Consider the following 20,507-nt stretch of genomic DNA (forward strand, 5'->3'; position numbering starts at 1 on the left):
GGCCCGCTCGCCCGCCCGCGGCGCGGGCGGCGCCCCCCGCCGGGTCGGTGAGCGCCGCCACCGCGCCGGCCGCCGCCGCGGCGGCGGCGAACTCGGCTCCGTGCCGACTGGCGCCGGGCAGCGCCGCGTAGAGATCGCCGGGGCGAACCTCCTGGCTGGCGTGGGTCACCCCGCTCACCGGCCGGTCCACGGCGTCGGGCGCGGTGGTTACCAACTCGACCGGCGTCGCTGCCGGGAGCCGGGTGGTCAGGTCGCCGAGTCGGACAGGAGACACGTTACGAGGACGTGGATTGCCGTGCACGGCGTCAGACCCTACCCGGTCGTCCGGTTCCGACCGCACAGCCGCCCCGGTGGTTCGTCCCCACCCTTCGATGATGTCGCGGCGGAGCCGGTCAGCGGGGATAGACCACGAACTTCGGTGCGTCGTCGCTGGTCGACGGGGGAACCCGGTAGTGCTGGAGAGTGAAGCGCATCATGTCGCCGAACGCCGGGGCGGTGATCGCCCCGCCCCCGCCACCCGGAGTGTGCGCGAAGACCGCGATCACGTACCGGGGATTGTCGGCCGGGGCCATCCCGATGAACGAGGCCACCTCGCCCGGCTGTTTACGGCCGTCGACCAGCCGCCACCCGGTTCCGGTCTTGCCGGCCACCCGGTAGCCGCTCACCGCGGCGGAGAGTCCGGTGGCGTCCGGGACCGTCGTCACCGCCTCCATGATCGTCCGCAGCGCCGCCGCGTTCTCCGGGCTGAGCACCCTGTGGGTCTTGGCGGCCGGGGTCGGGGTCCGGGTGCCGTCCGGGGCGATGGTCTGCTTGACCAGCTTGGGCTGGACGTACGTGCCGTTGTTGGCGATCGCCGCGTACGCCGCTGCCATCTGCAACGGGGTGGCGTCGACACTGTGCCCGATCGGCACCGACCCGTGCGACGACCCGCTCCACTCCCCGACGGGCAGGATCCGACCGCCCGCCTCCCCCGGCATCCCGACCCCGGTGGGCTGCCCGAGGCCGAAGCGCTTCTGGTACTCGATCAGCCGCTCCGGGCCGAGCCTGTCGGCGATCTCGATGGTGCCCACGTTCGAGGAGTACGCCATCATCCCGGCCAGGCTCATCGTCCGTCCGCCCGCCGGCTTCGTGTCGGCGAACCAGGTGTCACCCTTGCGGATGGCGTTGGCCACCGGGAAGGCGGTGTCCGGTTTGATCACCCCCTCCTCCAGCGCCGCGCCGAAGGTGATCGCCTTGTGCACCGACCCGGGATCGACCACGAAGCTGGTGGCGGCGTCGTCGCGGTCGACAGGCTTGCTGGCGTCCGGTTTCGCCGCGTCGTACCCGGGATAGCTGGCCTGGGCCAGCACCTCGCCGGTGGGAATCTCCAACACCACTGCCGCGCCGGTGCTGCCCCGGGTGTTCGCCATCTGCTCGGCGAGGATCCGCTGCACCCGGAACTGCAGGTCACGGTCGACCGTCAGCTGCAACGAGCTGCCCGGATCGGCCTCGGTGGTCTGGCTGTACCCGCCGGGGATCGGGGCGGCCAGCTGGTTGCGGCCTGCCTCGTAGACCCGGCGACCGTCCACCCCGCTCAGGACGTTGTCGTAGCGGGCCTCCAGCCCCTCCAGCCCCACCATGTCGTCGCTGGTGAATCCGATCAGGTTGGCCGCCAGGTCGCCGTTGGGCACCTCGCGCCGCTCGTCGCGGTGGGCGCCGATGCCGTCGAGCTCCAGGGCCATGATCTGCCGGGCCCTGTCGATCGGTACACCCCGGGCCAGGTAGACGAACTCGGAGGGCTGGCCGTTCTCCAGGGTGCGCCCCCGCATCTTGTCGACCAGTTCGCTGACCGGGATGCCGAGCAGGGGGGAGAGCGCCTGGGCGGTGGCGGAGAGGTCCTGGACCCGGGTCGGGTCGGCGAAGACGTACCGGGCCTCGACGCTGTTCGCCAGCGGCGCGTCGAACCGGTCGTAGATCGCCCCCCGGGGTGCCGGGAGGTCGATGCGGACCAGCCTGTCGCTGAGCCCTCCCCCGGCCCAGGCCGGCGTCTCGACCGCCTGGAGCACCACCAGCCGGACGCCGATGGTGGCGAAGACGGCCAGGGTGAGCACCGTGGCCAGCCGCAGCCGACGACGCGGGTCGGCCAGCTTCGGTGCCCGGCGCGGTTTGCGGGCGGGGCGGCGCGGGGCCCGGCCCTCCGGGCGACGGCCCGGTCGCGGTCCGGCCCGCCGTCGGGTCGGGGCCGGCAGGTCGTCGTCGAGGTCGTCGTCCGGGCGGGTGGGCACCGTCCGGACCACCCCGCCCCGAGCGGCCGACGCTGGTTGCGGGCGGCCACCACGGGCGGGGTTGGCCCGACCGCCGTCGAGGACCTGCAACGCCGGCCGGAACGGGTCGCCGGAGCGGCCGGTCCGGGGGGTACGCCGCTGCTCGCCGCCCTCCCGGATGCTGCGCCCCCGAGGGGTGTACGCCCGGGCGTCGGAGATCCCCCCGCCGGTCGGCTCGCCGGTACGCGCGCCGCCTGCCCGCGACGAACCGCGCCGGGAGCCTGTGGCGTCCCGGCGCGGTTCCTCCGACCTCGGTGGCATCCCGATCAGCCCCGGTCGCCCTGCTGGCTGGTGACCGACGGCTCGCCGTCGGCGGGACGGGGTACGCCGATGACCTTCCCGTCCGGCAGCCTGATGTACGCCGGGTCGGTCGACTCGACCAGGCCCTGCTTACGGGCGTTGGCCTCCAGGTTGCCCGGTGCCTCCTGCTTGGCGATCTCCTTCTCCAGCTCCTGCTGGTCGAGGTCGAGCTTGATCTGCTGCTGCTGGAGCTTCTCCAGCCGGAAGGCGTTCTCGTTGATCTTGGTGTTGACCACCAGGATGCCGAGCACCCCACCGACCACCAACACCACGATCATCGCGGCGAAGGGTGCCCGGGGCACCGAGACCGGCGGCGGCGGGGCGACCCGCAGCCGAGGCGTACGGACGGCGTCGGCCGGCACGGCCCGCTCCGTCGGTCGCAGCGCGGCGCTGCCCTGGGTGGGGAACTCGCGCGCCCCCCGGGCGCGAGTTCCGGACCCGTCGGCACGTGGCGCCTCCGACGTCGACCCCACGCGCGTGGCCCGCTGCTGCGCCGCGGTCCGGCCCCCCGACCGCGGTGCGCGCTGCCCGACACCGGAGTCGTTCCGGCGGCCGTGCCTGTTGACGTTCATGTTCCCTCCCCCTCTTCGTCCGTCCCGTCCCGCACCGACCGCCGGGCTTTGCGCCCGGTTCCCCCGGTCGCCCCAGGTTGGTGCATCGCCTTCACCCGGCGGCGGGACCGTTCGCGGTCGGTCCGCCCCCGCTGTGCCTCGTTCGGGTCGAGTCGCTCCGCGGCCCGCAGCCGCACCGAAGCGGCCCGCGGGTTCGCGGCGACCTCCTCCTCCCCGGGCAGTTCCGCGCCCCGGCTCAACAGCCGGAACGTCGGACCCGCACCGGGAAGCTCGACCGGGAGGTCGACCGGGCCCTTACTGCGGACCCGGTCGGCGAGCGCCTGCTTGGTGAGCCTGTCCTCCAACGAGTGGTAGGACAGGACCACCATGCGGCCGCCCACGTTGAGCTTGTCGAGCGCGGCGGGCAGCGCTGTCTCCAGTGCTGCCAGCTCTCTGTTTACCTCGATCCGTAAAGCCTGAAACGTTCTCTTCGCCGGGTGACCACCCGTTCGTCGGGCTGCTGCCGGAATGGACTCGCGGACCAGTTCGGCCAGTCGCGCCGACGAGGTGATCGGACCGCGTTCCCGCTCCCGGAGGATCGCCGAGGCGATCCGACCGGCGAACTTCTCCTCGCCGTAGACCCGCAGCACCCGCGCCAGATCCGGATGCGGGTAGGTGTTGACCACCTCCTCGGCGGTCGTCCCCCGGGTCTGGTCCATCCGCATGTCCAGCGGCGCGTCCTGGGCGTACGCGAACCCGCGGTCGGGCGCGTCGAGTTGCAGCGACGAGACCCCCAGGTCGAACAGGATCCCGTCGATGCCGGGGTAACCCAGCCGGTCCAGCACCTCGGGCAGCTCGTCGTAGACGGCGTGCTCAAGGTGCACCCGGTCGGCGTACCGGGCCAACCGGACCCGCGCGTGGGCGAGAGCCTCGGTGTCCCGGTCCAGACCGATCAGCACCGTGTCCGGATGTGCCGCCAGCACCGCCTCGGCGTGCCCGGCCAGACCCAACGTCGCGTCGACGTGGACCGTCCGCCCACCCCGGTCCAGAGCGGGAGCGAGCAACTCGAGACACCTCTCAAGCAGCACCGGCACATGCGTGCCGCGTAGCTCCCCCATGTCGGACCCCCACTGGTTGCACTGATTCAGTTCGTGTAGCGCGTCTGCTGCCGGACGGCGCCTGCGTCGTACCGCCAGATCCCCATCCGCTCCCGTCCGCCCGCAGGTGGCTCCCACGGAGACCGGATCTCGCGCCTGGCACCGGGGAAGGGGTGCCAGGAACTCGAAGCGGCTGGAGATCTCGCAGTACGTCGTCGGGCGCCGTCACGCCCTACAGACCGCCGGGCAGCACCCCCTCCGAGATGTCGGCGAAGTCGTCCTCGCTCTCGGCGAGGTAGCTCTCCCACGCCGCCCGGTCCCAGATCTCCACCCGGGTACTCGCCCCGATGACCACCAGATCGCGGTCGAGGGCGGCGTACTCCCGCAGGTGGGCGGGGATCGTGACGCGGCCCTGTTTGTCAGGGACCTCGTCGTGGGCGCTGGCGAAGAAGACCCGGCTGTAGGACCGAGCCGCCTTGTTCGTCATCGGTTGGGCGTGCAGCTGTTCCGCGATCCGCTGGAACTCGGGCATCGGGAAGCCGTACAGGCAGCGCTCCTGCCCTTTGGTGATCACGACACCCCCCGCCAACTCGTCCCGGAACTTGGCCGGAAGGATCAACCGACCCTTCTCGTCCAGGCGTGGAGTGTGGGTGCCGAGAAACACCGGCCCAACCCCCTCGCCCTGAGCGGCGTTCGCGGCGCCGCTGACCCCCCGGGCCGGTGGACCTCACCGGCCTCACCATTGCGCCCCACTCTACTCCACTTCCCTCCACCTGCAACCAGATTTGCCCGCGTGGCGCGCCACTCAGGACAGCAAAACCGCACGTCAGAAAGGGTGGAGCGGAGTGGAGGGCGGCGCGTCGCCCGGCGGGGCCGTCCGCTTTCCGACATTGATCGATTCCGCCCACTCCCTTCCACCTCGGCGGGACGACCACCGGAGGGTCCGCAGGACGACCACGGGAGGGTCCGACGGGGTGACCGCCGGGAGGCCGGGCGGGGAGCCGGTGTGCGAATGGTTTGCCCCAGGTCGGGCGGATCGTCGTCGGCCGCGATCTGATGAGGGCACCGGTCCGGTAACCTCCCTCGGGTGACGGACGCGAAAATGCCCTTGCGGGCAAAGGTGGCCAGCTCCGTGTCGCGCACCGCCGCCGCGTTGTCGCGGGCAGCGGGGCGCGGCGACGGTTCGGTGATCGGCGGGTGGATCGGCCTCAAGATCGACCCGGACCTGCTCGCCCATCTGTCGGCGGGACGCGCCATCGCCCTCATCTCCGGCACGAACGGCAAGACCACCACCACCCGGCTGGCCGCGGCCGCCGTCGGGGTCCTCGGTCGCGTCGCGACCAACTCGTTCGGCGCCAACATGCCCACCGGACACACCTCGGCGCTGGCCAAGGCCGGCAGCACGCCGTACGCGGTGTTGGAGGTGGACGAGCACTACCTGGCCCAGGTGCTGGAGGCGACCGAGCCGCACGTGGTCGCACTGCTCAACCTCTCCCGCGACCAGCTCGACCGGGCCAAGGAGGTCGCCATGATGGCGCAGCTCTGGCGGGCCGCGCTGGTGCGGCACCCGGAGGTGCGGGTGGTGGCCAACGCCGACGACCCGATGGTGGTCTGGGCGACCACTCCCCCGCCCGGGCACGACCGCAGCCTCACCCCACCGCACGTGACCTGGTTCAGCGCCGGGCAGCGGTGGCACGACGACTCCTGGGTCTGCCCCGAGTGCGGCTCGACCATCCAGCGCTCCGGCGTCCAGTGGTGGTGCAGCGGCTGCCCGCTTCGGCGTCCCGAACCCAACTGGATCGTCGAGGACGACGGGGTGGTCGACCCCACCGGCGCCTGGCACAAGGTCCAGCTCCAGCTCCCCGGCAAGGTGAACATCGGCAACGCCGCCACCGCCCTGGCCGTGGCGGCCGAGTTCGGCGTACGCCCCGTCGACGGCGTCCTGCAACTGGGCAGCGTCGCCTCCGTCGCGGGCAGGTACGCGCAGGTGGACCGGGACGGACGCAACATCCGGCTGCTCCTGGCGAAGAACCCGGCGAGCTGGCTGGAGGCCTTCGACATGGCCGACCACGCCCCGACACTGTTGTCCATCAACGCCCGTGACCCCGACGGGTTGGACACCTCGTGGCTGTTCGACGTGGACTTCGCGCCGCTGCGCGGCCGACAGGTGCTGATCACCGGCGACCGGGCGTACGACCTGGCCGTCCGCCTGGACGTCAACGATGTGCCGTTCCAGCACGTCCGGACCTTCCCCGAGGCGATCCGGGCCGTTCCACCGGGACGCCTGGAAGTGATCGCCAACTACACCGCCTTCCAGGACATCCGAGCGGAGCTGGACCGTGTCAACTGAGAGCCTGCGCATCGTCTGGATCTACCCCGACCTGCTCTCCACCTACGGCGACCGGGGCAATCTGCTGATCCTCGCCCGCCGGGCGCGGCTACGCGGAATGCCCGTGGAGACTATGGAGGTCCGCTCCGACCAGCGGCTGCCCGCCACCGCCGACATCTACCTCATCGGTGGCGGGGAGGACGGCCCCCAGGCGCTCGGCGCCCAACGGCTGCTCGCCGACGGCAACCTCCACCGGGCGGCCGCCCAGGGTTCGGTGATCTTCGGCGTCTGCGCCGGATACCAGCTCCTGGGCACCTCCTTCTTCGCCAAGGGCACCCAGTACGCCGGCCTGGAGCTGCTTGACCTCGCCTCCGACCGGGGTCCCAGCCGGGCCGTCGGCGAGCTGGCCGGGGAGATCGACCCCCGGCTCGGCGTACCGGCGCTGAGCGGCTTCGAGAACCACGGTGGGCGTACCCGCCTCGGCGCCGGGGTGAGCCCGCTGGCCCGGGTGACCGCCGGGGTCGGCAACGACGGGCAGACCGAGGGGGCGTGGCGCGGCAAGCTGCTCGGCACGTACTCGCACGGGCCGGCGCTGGCCCGCAACCCCGCCCTGGCCGACCTGCTGCTGCGGTGGGCCACCGGTGTGCACCAGCTCCCGCCGCTCGACGACAGGTGGCACGACCAGCTCCGTTCCGAGCGCGATGCCGCGGTGACCGCCGCCGCCCGGGTGTGATCCCGACGGTCCGACGGCTGTTCGGCCGACCCTCGCCCCTGGTCGCCACCCTCCGGCGGTGGGCCGGAGAGCCGTCGGCCGTCCGCTTCGCACTGCTGCTGGTGATGCTGGCCGGGTTCGGGGTGCTGCTGCTCCTGGTACCCCTGCCGGCGGCGGGCGAGCTGCCCGACCTGGCCGCCCGGATGGGACCGCTCGCCCCGGTGGCCGCTGTGACAGTGGGGGCGGTGCTGCTGGTCGCGCTGGTGCCCCGGACCTTCGTCACGCTCGCCGCGGGCGCCCTGTTCGGCCCGCTCGTCGGGGGCGGGTACGCCCTCGGGGCGGCCCTGCTCGCCGCCGCCCTCGGGTTCGCGGTCGGCCGACTGCTCGGCCGGGAGTTCGTCGCCGACCGGGTACGCGGGCGGCTGGCCCGCCTGGACCACTGGTTCGCCAGACAGAGCGTCGTCGGGGTGATCACCGTACGGCTGCTGCCGATCGCCGGATTCGGCCTGGTCAGCTACGGCTACGGCACCACCGGCGCCCGCCTGCTGCCCTATCTGGTCGGCAGCGTCGTGGCCTCCGCCCCGACCGCCTTCGGGTACGCCGCCGTCGGTGCCTCGGTCACCTCACCCGGGGACGTCAACTGGTACGCCGCCGCCCCGGCCGCCCTGGGCCTGGTGGCCAGCGCGGTACTGATCCACCGCTGGTGGCGGGCCGAACGACGGCTCCGCCGCACCCCCGCCTGACGCCCCACGTCCCGCCCGGTCGTACCTCCGACCGACCGGACCGGTGCGGTCCGCCCCGCCGCCACGTCCCATCGGCCCACCGCCGGGTGCCGCTGCCCCCGCCGCCGGGTGCCGTCGGCGCCCCTCCCACACGTGGAGTGTGAGAGGGGCGACCTTTTCGACCGTAGGCGTTAAGAAGGGGCCCTTCCTTTCGCCTCAGGCGACGACGGAGACCATTCGGCCCTTGATCACGATGACCTTGCGGGGCTCCTTGCCGGCCAGGACGGCAGTCACCGACTCCAGGGCCGCGGCGCGGACGGTCGACTCGTCGGCGTCGGCGGGAACCTCCACCCGACCCCGGACCTTTCCGTTCACCTGCACCGGATAGGTCACCGTCTCGGCCACCAGGAGTGCCTCGTCGGCGGTCGGGAAGTCCACGTAGGTCAGCGAACCGGAGTGTCCCAGCCGTCGCCACAGCTCCTCGGCGACGTGCGGGGCGAACGGGGCCAGCATCAGGACCAGCGGCTCGGCCACCTCACGCGGGGTGGCCGGCAGCCGGGTCACCGCGTTCGTCAGCTCGATCAGCTTGGCGATGGCGGTGTTGAACCGGATCCCGGCCATGTCGCCCCGGACCCCGTCGATCACCTTGTGCAGCAGCCGACGGGTGGTCTCGTCGGCCGGGTCGTCGACGACCCGGGACTCGCCGGTCTGCTCGTCGACCACCGCCCGCCAGACCCGCTGCAGGAACCGGTACGACCCGACGACCGCCCGGGTCTCCCAGGGGCGGGACATCTCCAGCGGGCCCATCGACATCTCGTACACCCGGAAGGTGTCGGCCCCGTAGGCGGCGCACATGTCGTCGGGGGTGACAACGTTGCGCAGCGACTTGCCCATCTTGCCGTACTCCCGGCGCACCTCCGTCTCGCCGTGCAGGAACCGGCCGTCGACCTCGACGACCTCCTCCGCCGGCACGTAAGCGCCCCGGGCGTCGGTGTACGCGTACGCCTGGATGTAGCCCTGGTTGAACAGCCTGCGGAACGGCTCGTACGACGACACGTGACCCAGGTCGTACAGGACCTTGTGCCAGAACCGGGCGTACAGCAGGTGCAGCACGGCGTGTTCGGCTCCACCGACGTACATGTCGGTGCCGCCGCAGTCGCCCGCACCGCGCGGCCCCATCCAGTACGCCTCGTTCTCCGGGTCGACGAAGCACTCGGAGTCGGTCGGGTCCAGGTAGCGCAGCTCGTACCAGCAGGAGCCGGCCCACTGCGGCATGACGTTGGTCTCCCGGGTGTACCGCTTCGGCCCGTCGCCCAGGTCCAGTTCGACCTCCACCCAGTCCTTGCGACGCGACAGCGGGGTCTCCGGTTCGCTGTCGGCGTCGCCGGGGTCGAAGGTCCGTGGCGAGAAGTCGTCAACCTCCGGCAGCTCTACCGGGAGCATCTCCTCGGGCAGGGCGATCGCCGCCCCGTCGGCGTCGTACACGATCGGGAAGGGCTCGCCCCAGTACCGCTGCCGGGAGAACAGCCAGTCCCGCAGCCGGTAGGTGATCGCCCCGGTGCCGTGCCCGGTCTCCTCCAGCCACCGCACGATCCGTTCCTTGGCCTCGGCCACCCCGAGTCCGTCCAGGTCCAGGCCGCGTTCCGGGGCGGCGCTGTTGATCGCCGGGCCGTCACCGGTGAACGCCTTGCCGGTGAACCCCTCGGTGGGCTGCACCGTCCGCACGATCGGCAGGTCGAAGACCTCCGCGAAGTCCCAGTCCCGCTCGTCCTGGGCGGGTACCGCCATGATCGCCCCGGTGCCGTACCCGGCCAGGACGTAGTCGGCGATGAAGACCGGGACCTCAGCCCCGGTGGCCGGGTTGACGGCGTACGCGCCGACGAAGACCCCCGTCTTCTCCCGGTTCTCCGCCTGCCGCTCCAGGTCGGTCTTTGCCGCCGCCGCCTTGCGGTACGCCTCGACTGCCGCCCGGGGACTGGCGTGTCCGCCGGTCCACGCCTCCTTCGTCCCCTCCGGCCAGGCCGCCGGCACCAGCGCGTCGACCAGTTCGTGCTCGGGGGCCAGCACCATGTAGGTGGCCCCGAAGACGGTGTCCGGGCGGGTGGTGAAGACGGTGATGCGGGCCCCGTCCTCGACGCCCGACGCACCGGCCGGGATCGGGAAGGAGATGTGCGCGCCCTGGGAGCGGCCGATCCAGTTGCGCTGCATCAGCTTGATCGGCTCGGGCCAGTCCAGGACGTCCAGGTCCGTCAGGAGCCGATCGGCGTACGCGGTGATCCGCATCATCCACTGCTTCAGGTTCCGCTTGAAGACCGGGAAGTTGCCCCGCTCGGAGCGGCCGTCGGCGGTGACCTCCTCGTTGGCCAGCACGGTGCCCAGCCCCGGGCACCAGTTCACCGGCGCCTCGGAGACGTACGCCAGCCGGTGGTCGTCGACGATCGCCCGCTGCTGCGCCGGGGTCAGCTCGGCCCAGGGCCGGCCGTCCGGGGTGGACCGGTCACCGGCGGAGAACTCGGCGACCAGCTCGGCGATGGGCCGGGCCCGACCGGCCGTCTTGTCGTACCAGGAGTTGAAGATCTGCAGGAAGATCCACTGGGTCCAGCGGTAGAACTCCGTGTCGATGGTGGCCACCGAACGGCGTTCGTCGTGGGCCAGTCCCAGTCGGCGCAGCTGTGCCTTGTAACGCTCGATGTTCGCCACGGTGGTGGTCCGGGGGTGGGTGCCGGTCTGCACCGCGTACTGCTCGGCGGGGAGTCCGAAGGCGTCGAAGCCCATCGTGTGCAGGACGTTGCGTCCGGCCATCCGCTGGAACCGGGCGTAGCAGTCGGTGCCGATGTAGCCCAGTGGGTGCCCGACGTGCAGGCCCGACCCGGACGGGTAGGGGAACATGTCCAGGACGTACAGCTTCTCCGCGCCGGCCCGGGGGTGGTCCGGGTCGGCCAGCGGGCCGGTGGGGTTGGGGGCGTGGAAGGTGCCCTCCCGCTCCCAGGTGTCCTGCCACCGGCGCTCGATCTCGCCGGCCAGTTCCGCTGTGTACCGGTACGGGGGGGTGTCGCCCGTCGGTGCGGCGGCCTCACTCATGGCGTCTCCTCGGCGCGGTGTATCTGTGGAAGGTCGGCCCGCCGAAGCGGGCGAGGCTGGTCGGGAAGGTCTGCTGCGGGCACGAAAAAGCCCCCCGCGCAGGAGGGGCCGCCGTGCTGTCGCGCGTGGTCAGCGCATCAGCACGGCCCGGTAAGAAGCAGGAAGACTCCGCCCATGTCCGGCAGTGTACCCCGGCCTCCGACCGCAGGTCGCCTCGCATACCACGTCGGGGGTCGATGACGCCAGTGGTGGTCGGGGCGGGCATCCGGATCCGAATTGAACCGGGACCGCCCCGGACCCGTGAATGCACGTGGAACAACCGGCCGTCACGGACTCCGTGGCGGGCACGGACCGCGCCGGGCCAGGGGGAATCCCCCGTCCCGGCGAATATCGGGGCGTAACCGGCTGTCTACCTGCGGGAGTCGGCGATGGCGCGAAACATGGTTAGCCTGAGAGACCAGTGAATCCTGCGGCAGACGAGGCTCGACGTCGCGAAACGAAGGTCCTGTGCTCGCTCAGAGCTGCTGTCGGAGGCGACGAGGAGGAGGCCCGTGACACAACAGACCTGGGACGAGGTGGGCGGCCTGCTGCCGCACGACGAGTTCCGCACCGCCAGCGAAGCCATCGTGGCCAACATCGAACAGGTCATCGAAGGCAAGACCGCCACGGTGCGACTCGCCTTGGCCGTCCTGCTCGCCGAGGGTCACCTGTTGATCGAGGACGTCCCGGGGGTGGGCAAGACCAAGCTGGCCAAGGCGCTCGCCCGCTCCATCGACTGTTCGGTACGGCGCATCCAGTTCACTCCCGACCTGCTGCCCAGTGACGTCACCGGGGTCAGCGTCTACAACCAGGAGACGCACGACTTCGAGTTCCGACCGGGGGCGGTCTTCGCCAACCTGGTCGTCGGCGACGAGATCAACCGGGCGTCGCCGAAGACCCAGTCCGCCCTCCTGGAGTGCATGGAGGAACGGCAGGTCACCGTCGACGGTGTCACCTACCAGCTCCAGACTCCGTTCATGGTGATCGCCACCCAGAACCCGATCGAGATGGAGGGGACCTACCCGCTGCCCGAGGCGCAGCGGGACCGGTTCACCGCCCGGATCGCCATGGGCTACCCGGGGCCGGAGGCCGAGCTGGCCATGCTGGACGGGCACGGCGCCGTCGATCCGTTGCAGGAGCTGCGAGCGGTCTCCGACGCGGCCACCGTCCGGGGGCTGATCGCCACCGTCCGTCACGTCCACGTGGCCGACGCCGTCAAGCAGTACGCGATCGACCTGGTCACCGCCACCCGGGAGGCCCCCGAGCTGCGCCTGGGCGCCTCCCCTCGATCCACCCTGCAACTGCTGCGTACCGCACGGGCGGTGGCCGCCCTGGAGGGCCGGGACTACGTCCTCCCCGACGACCTGCAGGTGCTGGCCGTACCGGTGCTGGCGCACCGGATCATCCCGACCGCCGACGCCCAGCTGGCCCGGCGTACCACCGACGCCATCGTCTCCGACCTGGTGCACCGGCTGCCGTTGCCGCACGACAGGCAGCGTTCGCCGTACGACACCCGGCCGGCGGCCGGTAACGGTCGCCCGCCGTTCGAGCCCCGGAGGCCGTGACCGTGCGTGACGGGCTGCGCGGCCTGACCACCCGGGGGCGCTCGTTCCTGGCGGCTGCCGTGGCGGCGGCCATCTCCGCCGGGATCCTCGGCGAGAAGGACCTGCTCCGGGTGGCCGTCCTGCTGGGCGTCCTGCCGTTGCTGGGGGCCGCCTACGTCGGGCGCAGCCGGTACAAGCTGGCGTGCAGCCGGTCGCTTGACCCGCACCGGGTCCCGGTCGGGGCGAGTTCCCGGGTGGTGCTGCGGTTGCAGAACATGTCCCGACTGCCCACCGGCACCCTGCTGCTGGAGGACCGGCTGCCCTACGCGTTGGGCAGCCGCCCCCGGGTGGTGCTGGAACGGCTCGGGGCACACCAGGCCAGCTCGGTGGCGTACACCGTCCGGGCCGACGTCCGGGGTCGGTACGAGGTCGGTCCGCTGGTGGTCCGGATGACCGACCCGTTCGGACTCTGCGAGCTGACCAGGGCCTTCCCCAGCACCGACGGCCTCACGGTGATCCCGCAGGTCGTCCCGCTGCCGTCGATCCGCCTCCCCGGGGAGTACGCCGGCAGCGGCGAGAGCCGGTCCCGGTCGGTGGCGGTGCACGGCGAGGACGACGCGGCGACCCGGGAGTACCGGCGCGGTGACGACCTCCGCCGGGTGCACTGGAAGTCGACGGCCCGGACCGGCGAGCTGATGGTCCGGCGGGAGGAACAGCCGTGGGAGGCTCGGGCCACCGTGGTGCTCGACACCCGGGCCTTCGCCCACCGGGGCGACGGGCCGGCGGCGAGTTTCGAGTGGGCGGTCACGGCCGCCGCGAGCATCGCCGTGCACCTGCGGCAGGCCGGCTACAAGATGCGCCTGGTCACCGGTTCGGGGGTGGACGTCGACGCCGGGGAGGGCGCCGGGGAGGGGCTGCTCCTCGACCACCTCGCCGACGTCCGGCTCGACAAGCACACCGAGGTCACCACGCTGGTGCAGCGGGTCCGCCAGCGCTCCGACGGCGGTCTGATCATCGCGCTGCTCGGGTCGCTGGACACCGCCGAGGCCGAGCTGCTCTCCGGGTTGCGGGGCAACGGGGCGACCTGCGTCGGGTTCCTGCTGGACAGCTCGGCCTGGCTGAGCCTGCCGGACCGGGCCCGCACCGAGGCCGCGCACGCCCACGACGCCTCCGCGCTGGTCCTGCTCCAGAGCGGGTGGCGGGTCGTCGGTGTGGGGCACGGCGACCAGCTCGCGGCCCTGTGGCCGCAGACCGCCCGGGGCTCGCAGGGGTTCGCACTGCGGGCGGCGATGGCCGAGACGGTGGCCGGAGGCGTCAAGTGAGGACCTGCCCGTCGGGCAGGTCCTGAGATCCATCAGGGGAACGGAGTGCCAGCGTGACCGCGCACCGAAATCTCGGCTTCGTCGCCGCCATGGCGACGCTGCTCGCGTCGGCGCCGCTGTCGGCCATCTTCGAACGCTGGACGTGGTTGATCCAGTCCGCCGTGGTCGTCGCCGCGGTGGCCGCGGCGGCGATGGTGACCCGACTGCTGCGGGTACCGCTGTGGGGGCAGGTGCTCGGCATGCTCGCCGGGCTGCTGTTGGCGTTGAACTGGCTGTTCCCCGCCGGGTCCGGCCTGGCCGCCGTGGTGCCGACGCCGGCCACCTTCACCCACTTCGGCGAGCTGCTCACCACCTCGTTGGAGGACATGCGCTCGTACGGGGTGAAGGTCCCCGACACCGACCCGTTGCTGTTCATCGCCGTCCTGGGGATCGGCTCGGTCGCGGTGCTGGTGGACGTGCTCGCCGTCGGCCTGCGCAAGCCGGCCCTGGCCGGGCTGCCGATGCTGGCCATCTACTCGGTGCCGGTGGCGATCTACGTCGACAGCGTCCCCGCCGTGCCGTTCGTGGTCGGCGCGACCGGTTACCTCTGGCTGCTGGTCACCGACCACATCGACCGGGTACGCCGGTTCGGCCGCCGGTTCACCGGTGAGGGACGCGACGTCAGCGTGTGGGAGGCGTCTCCCCTGGCCGCCGCAGGCCGTCGCCTGGCGGTGGTGGGTGTGGCGGTGGCGGTGGCCCTGCCGCTCGCCGTACCCGGGATGTCCCACGGGTTGCTCACCCAGCTGAGCACCGGGACGGGGGCCGGTGCCGGGGGTGACGGCCAGGGTGGCTCACCCGGCCGGATCGACCTGTTCGCCTCCCTCAGCGGACAACTCACCCAGGGGCAGGTCACCGACTTCGTGAAGGTGACCACCAACGAGGAGAGCCCGTTCTACCTGCGCTACGGGGTCGCCGACGACCTGCGCTCGGACGGTTTCCGGGTCCGCAGCCCCAGTGGTCGGCCGGTCAACCAGGAGTTGCCCGACCCACGGGGGCAGGTCCTGCCCGGCGTGGAGCAGCGCCAGTACCGGGCCACCATCGAGGTGACCCGGAACCTGACCATGCCGTTGCTGCCCACGTACGCCGAGCCGATCCGTACCGAGGAGCTCAGCGGGGCCTGGTTCTACGACCGGGACCTGCAGGTCCTGTTCTCCAACCGGGAGAACTCCCGGGGCAAGCAGTACTCGTTCGACTACGTCAGGTCCACCTACACCCCGCAGGTGCTGCGTCAGGCCCGGCCGCTGCCGGCCGAGAACGACCTGCGCCGCCGCTACACGGTCACCCCGGAGGTCCGCGAGGTCGAGGAACTGGTCACCCAGCTGACCCAGGGCGCCCGGACCGACTACGACAAGGTCCGCGCCGTCTACGACCACTTCTCTGCCGACAACGGCTTCACCTACCAGCTGACCACCGAGAGCGGGACCAGCGGCGAGGAGATCGTCGACTTCCTGAACAACAAGGTGGGCTTCTGCCAGCAGTACGCCGCCGCGATGGCCTGGCTGGTCCGGGCGGCCGGCATCCCGGCCCGGGTGGCGTTCGGCTTCACCAACGGCAGTGACCGGGACGGCAACACGTACACGCTGACCAACCGGAACCTGCACGCCTGGACCGAGGTCTACTTCGACCGGATCGGTTGGGTGCCCTTCGACGCCACCCCGACGTACGGGGTCCAGGGGTGGACCCGCTCCGAGTGGGCTCCGGACACCGACGCTCCGGAGCCGACGGCCCCGGAGGCCGACGCCCCGGTCACCCCGGACGACCCGGCGGCCTCCGCACCGGTGGACACCCCCGGTGGGGTGGAGGAGGACGTCGACCAGGGCTTCGACCCGGCCGGCGCGGCACCGGCCGAGGAGTCCCCCCGCTGGCCCTGGTGGGCGCTGGCCGTCCTGGCCTCGTTCGCGCTGCTGGCGGTCCCGGCCCTGCGTCGGATGCTGGTCCGTCGGCACCGGGGTCGACCCGTGGTCGGGCCGACGGTGCGGGCGGATCCGGCGAGCCTCGACGGGCCCGCCGAGGGGGACCGACCGGTGCTGGTGGAGGTCGACGACGACCGGGCCCGGGCGCACGCCCACGCCGCCTGGGAGGAGCTGATGGACACCCTCGTCGACTACCGGGTCCGGGTGGACCTGTCGGAGACCCCCCGGGTGACCGCCGAGCGGCTGGCCGCCGACGCGCTGACCGGTGACGAGTCGGCCACCTCGGCGGTGCGCCTGCTCGGCCGGGCCGAGGAACGGGCCCGGTACGCCCGCAGTCCCCTCACCGGGGAGCCCCTGCCGCCGGCCCTGGACACCGTACGGGGGGTGCTGGCCGGACGGGCCGACCGGCGGACCCGGGTGGTGGCCGCGGTCCTCCCGCCGTCGGTGCTGATGCGCTGGCGGATGGGGCTGGCCGAGTCCTCGTCCCGGTTCATGGCCGGCTCGGGTCGGCTTCGCTCGCGGTTGTTGCGGTGGAATCCCCGGCGGCTTCTCGCCGGTCGGGTCGGCCGCTGACCTGAGGTCTTCCGGCCCTGCCCCGAACCGGCGGGGCCGGACACCCCCGGTGCGGTCCGGCGGCGACCTGCACACTTCGGGGGGTGAGCTGCGTGCGGGTGGGGTACGACGACAGCTAGCGGGTCACCGGTCCGACCGGTGCCCGCTCCTGTCGTGCTGTCGGACCCGCCGCCTCAGCGGCGGGTCGTGCTCAGCGGTGCCCTTCCGGGCGCTGCCGCCACCGGTCCTCCATGCGGTCCAGCAGCGACGACCGACGCCCCGTACGGCCCCGGGGCCGTCGGCGGCTCGTCGTGCCACCCACCACGTGCAGGTCCGGCGCCTGCCCCTTGCGGTGCGACTGCACCGCGAACGCCGCCGAGGCCAACATCACCACGAAGCCCGCCACCGCCAACGGCGGGGTCTTGATGACCGCCCCGTAGACCAGAAGGGCGAGCCCAGCGATGATCAGACCGGCAGCGACGAGCAGGCGACGCCGCGCATGGAAACGCGGGTCGCTGGCACGCACAGCCGAGGCGAACTTGGGGTCCTCGGCGAGCGACTGCTCGATCTGCTCGAACAGCCGCTGCTCGTGCTCCGAGAGTGGCACGGCACTCCTCCCCGGTCACGTTGGTCGGCCCACACGGGTCGACAGACCGTGGCAGCCGTTCGGCTGCTTACCCGCCAGTCTACGAGGGGGGTCGCGCGTCGGAAAGCGGGACGACCTATGGCCGGGGCGGATTTTCGTTTCGGCGGGGTTCGGCCCGGCCCAACAGGCTGGCCGGACCTATGACGGACCGCCCGAATCGGGCAACTGCCGCATCCATCGCGGCCTCCGCCTCCCGCCACCCCCGCTCCGGAGCACCGAGGGCGAGTTGCCGAGGAGTCCGCCCGGCACCGGCGAGTCCCTCCACCCGGACCCCGACCAACCGGATCGGCTCGTCCGGGTCGAGAGCGGTGAACAACGCCCAGACGGTGTCGAACACCTCCCGGGCGGTGTCGGTGGACACGTCGAGGGTGCGGGACCGGTTGACGGTGCGGAAGTCGGCCATCCGCACCTTCACCGACACGGTCCGTCCCACCTGACCGGCCCGGCGAAGCCGGGCACCCACCTTGTCGGCGAGGGCCAGCAGGACCCGTCGGATCTCCTGCCTGTCGGTGACGTCGGTCTCGAAGGTCGTCTCGGCCCCGATCGACTTCTCCACCTGCTCCGGGGTGACCCGGCGCGGGTCCTGCCCGGCGGCCAGGTTGCGCAGGTGGGCGGCGGCGGCGTCACCGACCGCCCGCCGGAGCATGCCGTACGGAGCCTCGGCCAGGTCACCGATGGTGGCCAGGCCCAGCCGCCGCAGACTCTGCTCCGACCGTTCCCCCACCCCCCACAGCGCCGACACCGGCAGCGGGTGCAGGAAGTCGAGGACCTGCCCGGCCGGCACCACGAGCATCCCGTCCGGTTTGGCCCGGGTCGAGCCGAGCTTGGCCACGAACTTGCTCGGCCCCACCCCCACCGAACAGGTCAGCCCCTGGTCCGCGACGACACGGGCGCGGATGGTGCGGGCGATCTCCGCCGGTCGGCCGAAGAGTCGACGCGCCCCCGCCACGTCGAGGAAGGCCTCGTCCAGCGAGAGGGGTTCGACGAGCGGGGTGACGTCCCGGAAGATCTGCATCACCGCCCGGGAGGCGGCGGTGTACCGGGAGAAGTCCGGCGGGAGGTAGACAGCCTGGGGGCACAGGGCCCGGGCCCGCGAGGTGGGCATGGCGCTGCGGACGCCGTACCGCCGGGCCTCGTAGCTGGCGGAGCTGACCACCCCGCGCGGCCCGACCCCGCCGACCACGACGGGCCGGCCGCGCAGTTCGGGCCGGTGTCGTACCTCCACCGAGGCGTAGAAGGCGTCCATGTCGACGTGCAGGATCGGGCACCCGGTGTCGTCGGCGTCCGGGCCGAACCGGGGATCACCCCCACCGCGTGGCAACGACTGGCTACGCCCCATCGCCGCAGGCTAACCCCCGGGTACGACACGCCGTCGGCCGGTTCCCGGCCCGGTCGGCGTCAGAGCCGGCGGGTCAGCCCCGGATCGTCAGGAGCGGGACCGTCATCTCGGCGGCGGTGTCCGCACCGTGGTAGCCGACCAGCCGGGCCGCCATCGGTGACTCGGAGACCGACGCCACCACCACGTACGTGTCCCGGCAGACGACCACCACGTCACCGATGCGCCCCAGATGTTCCTCGGGGACCGGCCCGAACCAGCCGGCGGCGACCGCCTCGGCGCGGGTGGTGACCTGGGCGGCGTCCCCGAGCACCGCCGACCAGGCGGCCACCACGTCGGCCTCCGCGCCCGGGGTCACGTGCAGGTAGCGGACCCGGGGTTCGCCGGCGACGAGCCGGAGCCCGGCGCTCAGCCGGGGGTCGGTGTCCAGGTCGAAGCGGTGCTCGACCGGAATGTTGAGCTGGCCGTGGTCGGCGGTGACCAGCAGGGCGGCGTCGGCCGGGAGCCCGTCGACCAGTCGGGCCAGCAGCCCGTCCAGCTCGGTGGCGGCGATCCGCCACAGCTCCGAGTCCACGCCGGTGAGGTGACCGTGCCGGTCCAGGTCGGGGTGGTACGCCGAGACCAGTGTGGGGCCGGACCCGGCGGTGAGCGCGGTCAGCACCTCGACGGCGAGCGCGTCGAGGTCGGCGGCGCCCCGGAAGTCACCACCCCGGTTCGCGGCAACGGTCAGGCCGCTGCCCCCGAACTCGGGACGGCTGACGACGGTGGTGGCCACCCCGGCGGCGCGGGCCAGTTCCAACTGGGTGGGGACCGGCTGCCACCGCAGCGGATCCGGGTCGTCGGCCCAGGCGACGTGGGACAGGACCCGGTCGCTGCCGGGCACCCGGACCCGGAAGCCGAGGACCCCGTGCCGGCCCGGAGGTGCCCCGGTGCCGAGGGTGACCAGGCTGGTCGGGGTGGTGGACGGGAAGCCGGTGACGATCGGCCGCCCGACGGTGGCGGCCAGACCGGCAAGGGTCGGCGCGTACCGGGCCACGACCGGGAGGTGGTACCAGCCGAGGCCGTCGACGAGCAGGACGGCGATCCGGCGTACCCCGGCGAGTCGGGGCGACAGGCCCAGCCGGTCCACCGCACCCGGGACCCCCAGCACGGCCAGCGCCCCGGGGAGCACGTCGGCCAGGCTGTCCCCGCAGTAGCGGGGACTGATCCGGCTCAGCGGATGCGGATCGGTCATGCCGGTCGACGGGCGAACACGTGCAGCGCGGCGGCGAAGTCCCGGTACGGGGACCGGCCGGCCAGGGCCCGTTCCAGCTCGACCAGGGCGGCCTGTTGGCTGTCGGCCACCGCGGCGGGCAACAGGTCGGCCAGGACGCGTACCCCGTGGATCTCCTCGACCACCGCACCGGCGGAGCGCACCAGCGCGGCGGCACCGTCGGCGTCGAACCGGCGGCGCAGGGTGTCCCGGGGACCGGTGGTGCCGTTCGGGTCGGCGGCCAGGGCGGCGGCCGTGTCCAGGTGCCCGCCGGTGGCCCGGGCGAGCACCGCAGCGGCCCGGCCGGCGACCAGGACGCTCACCGCGCCACCGGGCCGCAGGGCGGCGACCAGCGCGGCCACCACGGGGGCCGGGTCGTCGACGACCTCCAGCACCGCATGACAGAGGACCAGGTCGACGCTGCCCGGGTCGACGAGCCCGGCGAGGGCGTCACCGTCGCCCTGCACCGCGTGGATCCGGTCGGCGACCCCGGCCTCGGCGGCCCGGCGGGTCAACGCGGCGAGCGCGTCAGGGCTGGCGTCGACGACGGTGACCTGGTGACCGGCCTGCGCCAGCGGCACGGCGAACCCGCCGGTGCCGCCGCCGACGTCGAGCACCCTCAGCCGGGTGTCGGCGCGACGGTCCAGTTCGGCCCGCAGCACCGACCAGATCACGGCGGTACGCGGGGTCAACGGCGGCCCGGTGAGCGGGTCTCGGGTCTGCTCCACCCGGTCGAGCCTAGTCACCCCGGACGGGATGAGCCGGGCCC

16 protein-coding genes are annotated in these 20,507 nt (G+C 72.8%); 6 read left to right on the forward strand and 10 right to left on the reverse strand.

Features of this window, described 5'->3' with window-relative positions; translation table 11 throughout:
- From ABT336_RS09520 to mraZ, 5 genes are all read right to left on the reverse strand, one after another.
- Window positions 1–340 (reverse strand): Mur ligase domain-containing protein (locus ABT336_RS09520; RefSeq protein ID WP_350896070.1); only part of this gene is annotated, 340 nt, incomplete at its 3' end.
- Window positions 341–392: 52 nt separating this feature from the next.
- Window positions 393–2,564 carry a peptidoglycan D,D-transpeptidase FtsI family protein gene (locus ABT336_RS09525; protein WP_350896071.1) on the reverse strand — a complete coding sequence of 724 codons (2,172 nt, stop codon included), beginning with the start codon at window positions 2,562–2,564 and terminating at the stop codon, window positions 393–395.
- A 5-nt stretch (window positions 2,565–2,569) separates the two neighbouring features.
- On the reverse strand, window positions 2,570–3,175 hold the full coding sequence (gene ftsL, locus ABT336_RS09530; RefSeq protein WP_350896072.1) for a cell division protein FtsL: 606 nt from the start codon (window positions 3,173–3,175) through the stop codon (window positions 2,570–2,572).
- Complete coding sequence (gene rsmH, locus ABT336_RS09535; protein WP_350896073.1) at window positions 3,172–4,272, reverse strand: 16S rRNA (cytosine(1402)-N(4))-methyltransferase RsmH; 1,101 nt, start codon at window positions 4,270–4,272, stop codon at window positions 3,172–3,174. The genes ftsL and rsmH overlap by 4 nt, the downstream gene beginning before the upstream one ends.
- A 211-nt stretch (window positions 4,273–4,483) precedes the next feature.
- Entirely contained in the window at window positions 4,484–4,915 is a 432-nt protein-coding gene (mraZ, locus tag ABT336_RS09540) for a division/cell wall cluster transcriptional repressor MraZ (RefSeq protein ID WP_350896074.1), read from the reverse strand.
- Between the two features lie 438 nt (window positions 4,916–5,353).
- Between mraZ and ABT336_RS09545 the strand changes: the two genes are divergently transcribed.
- The 3 genes from ABT336_RS09545 to ABT336_RS09555 all read left to right on the forward strand — a co-directional run bounded on the left by ABT336_RS09545 (window position 5,354) and on the right by ABT336_RS09555 (window position 8,035).
- Window positions 5,354–6,601 carry a Mur ligase family protein gene (locus ABT336_RS09545; RefSeq protein ID WP_350896111.1) on the forward strand — a complete coding sequence of 416 codons (1,248 nt, stop codon included), beginning with the start codon at window positions 5,354–5,356 and terminating at the stop codon, window positions 6,599–6,601.
- The gene (locus ABT336_RS09550; protein ID WP_350896075.1) at window positions 6,591–7,313 is read left to right on the forward strand and encodes a type 1 glutamine amidotransferase; all 723 of its coding nucleotides are present in this window, start codon (window positions 6,591–6,593) and stop codon (window positions 7,311–7,313) included. The genes ABT336_RS09545 and ABT336_RS09550 overlap by 11 nt, the downstream gene beginning before the upstream one ends.
- Before the next feature lie 104 nt (window positions 7,314–7,417).
- On the forward strand, window positions 7,418–8,035 hold the full coding sequence (locus ABT336_RS09555) for a TVP38/TMEM64 family protein (RefSeq protein ID WP_350896112.1): 618 nt from the start codon (window positions 7,418–7,420) through the stop codon (window positions 8,033–8,035).
- Window positions 8,036–8,230: 195 nt separating this feature from the next.
- Here the strand turns inward: ABT336_RS09555 and leuS are convergent, their stop codons facing one another.
- Window positions 8,231–11,095: a leucine--tRNA ligase gene (gene leuS, locus ABT336_RS09560; RefSeq protein ID WP_350896076.1), complete on the reverse strand. Its 2,865-nt coding sequence runs from the start codon at window positions 11,093–11,095 to the stop codon at window positions 8,231–8,233.
- A 551-nt stretch (window positions 11,096–11,646) separates the two neighbouring features.
- Between leuS and ABT336_RS09565 the strand changes: the two genes are divergently transcribed.
- Genes ABT336_RS09565 through ABT336_RS09575 form a run of 3 tightly spaced genes read left to right on the forward strand, consistent with a single transcriptional unit; the run spans window position 11,647 to window position 16,525 of the window.
- Window positions 11,647–12,699, forward strand: coding sequence for an AAA family ATPase (locus ABT336_RS09565; RefSeq protein WP_350896078.1), 1,053 nt, complete (start codon window positions 11,647–11,649; stop codon window positions 12,697–12,699).
- A 2-nt stretch (window positions 12,700–12,701) separates the two neighbouring features.
- Complete coding sequence (locus ABT336_RS09570) at window positions 12,702–14,000, forward strand: DUF58 domain-containing protein (protein WP_350896113.1); 1,299 nt, start codon at window positions 12,702–12,704, stop codon at window positions 13,998–14,000.
- Between the two features lie 53 nt (window positions 14,001–14,053).
- Window positions 14,054–16,525: a transglutaminase TgpA family protein gene (locus ABT336_RS09575; protein ID WP_350896080.1), complete on the forward strand. Its 2,472-nt coding sequence runs from the start codon at window positions 14,054–14,056 to the stop codon at window positions 16,523–16,525.
- Between the two features lie 190 nt (window positions 16,526–16,715).
- Here ABT336_RS09575 and ABT336_RS09580 read toward each other — a convergent pair whose 3' ends face one another.
- From ABT336_RS09580 to ABT336_RS09595, 4 genes are all read right to left on the reverse strand, one after another.
- Window positions 16,716–17,111: an SCO2097 family morphological protein gene (locus ABT336_RS09580; protein WP_350896081.1), complete on the reverse strand. Its 396-nt coding sequence runs from the start codon at window positions 17,109–17,111 to the stop codon at window positions 16,716–16,718.
- A gap of 115 nt (window positions 17,112–17,226) precedes the next feature.
- The gene (locus tag ABT336_RS09585) at window positions 17,227–18,489 is read right to left on the reverse strand and encodes a DNA polymerase IV (RefSeq protein ID WP_350896082.1); all 1,263 of its coding nucleotides are present in this window, start codon (window positions 18,487–18,489) and stop codon (window positions 17,227–17,229) included.
- 73 nt (window positions 18,490–18,562) lie between these two features.
- Entirely contained in the window at window positions 18,563–19,720 is a 1,158-nt protein-coding gene (locus ABT336_RS09590) for an alkaline phosphatase family protein (protein ID WP_350896083.1), read from the reverse strand.
- Window positions 19,717–20,484, reverse strand: coding sequence for a methyltransferase domain-containing protein (locus ABT336_RS09595; RefSeq protein WP_350896084.1), 768 nt, complete (start codon window positions 20,482–20,484; stop codon window positions 19,717–19,719). The genes ABT336_RS09590 and ABT336_RS09595 overlap by 4 nt, the downstream gene beginning before the upstream one ends.
- Window positions 20,485–20,507: the final 23 nt, after the last annotated feature.

The organism is Micromonospora sp. NPDC000207 (assembly GCF_040300925.1).
In the GTDB taxonomy this organism is placed as follows: domain Bacteria; phylum Actinomycetota; class Actinomycetes; order Mycobacteriales; family Micromonosporaceae; genus Micromonospora.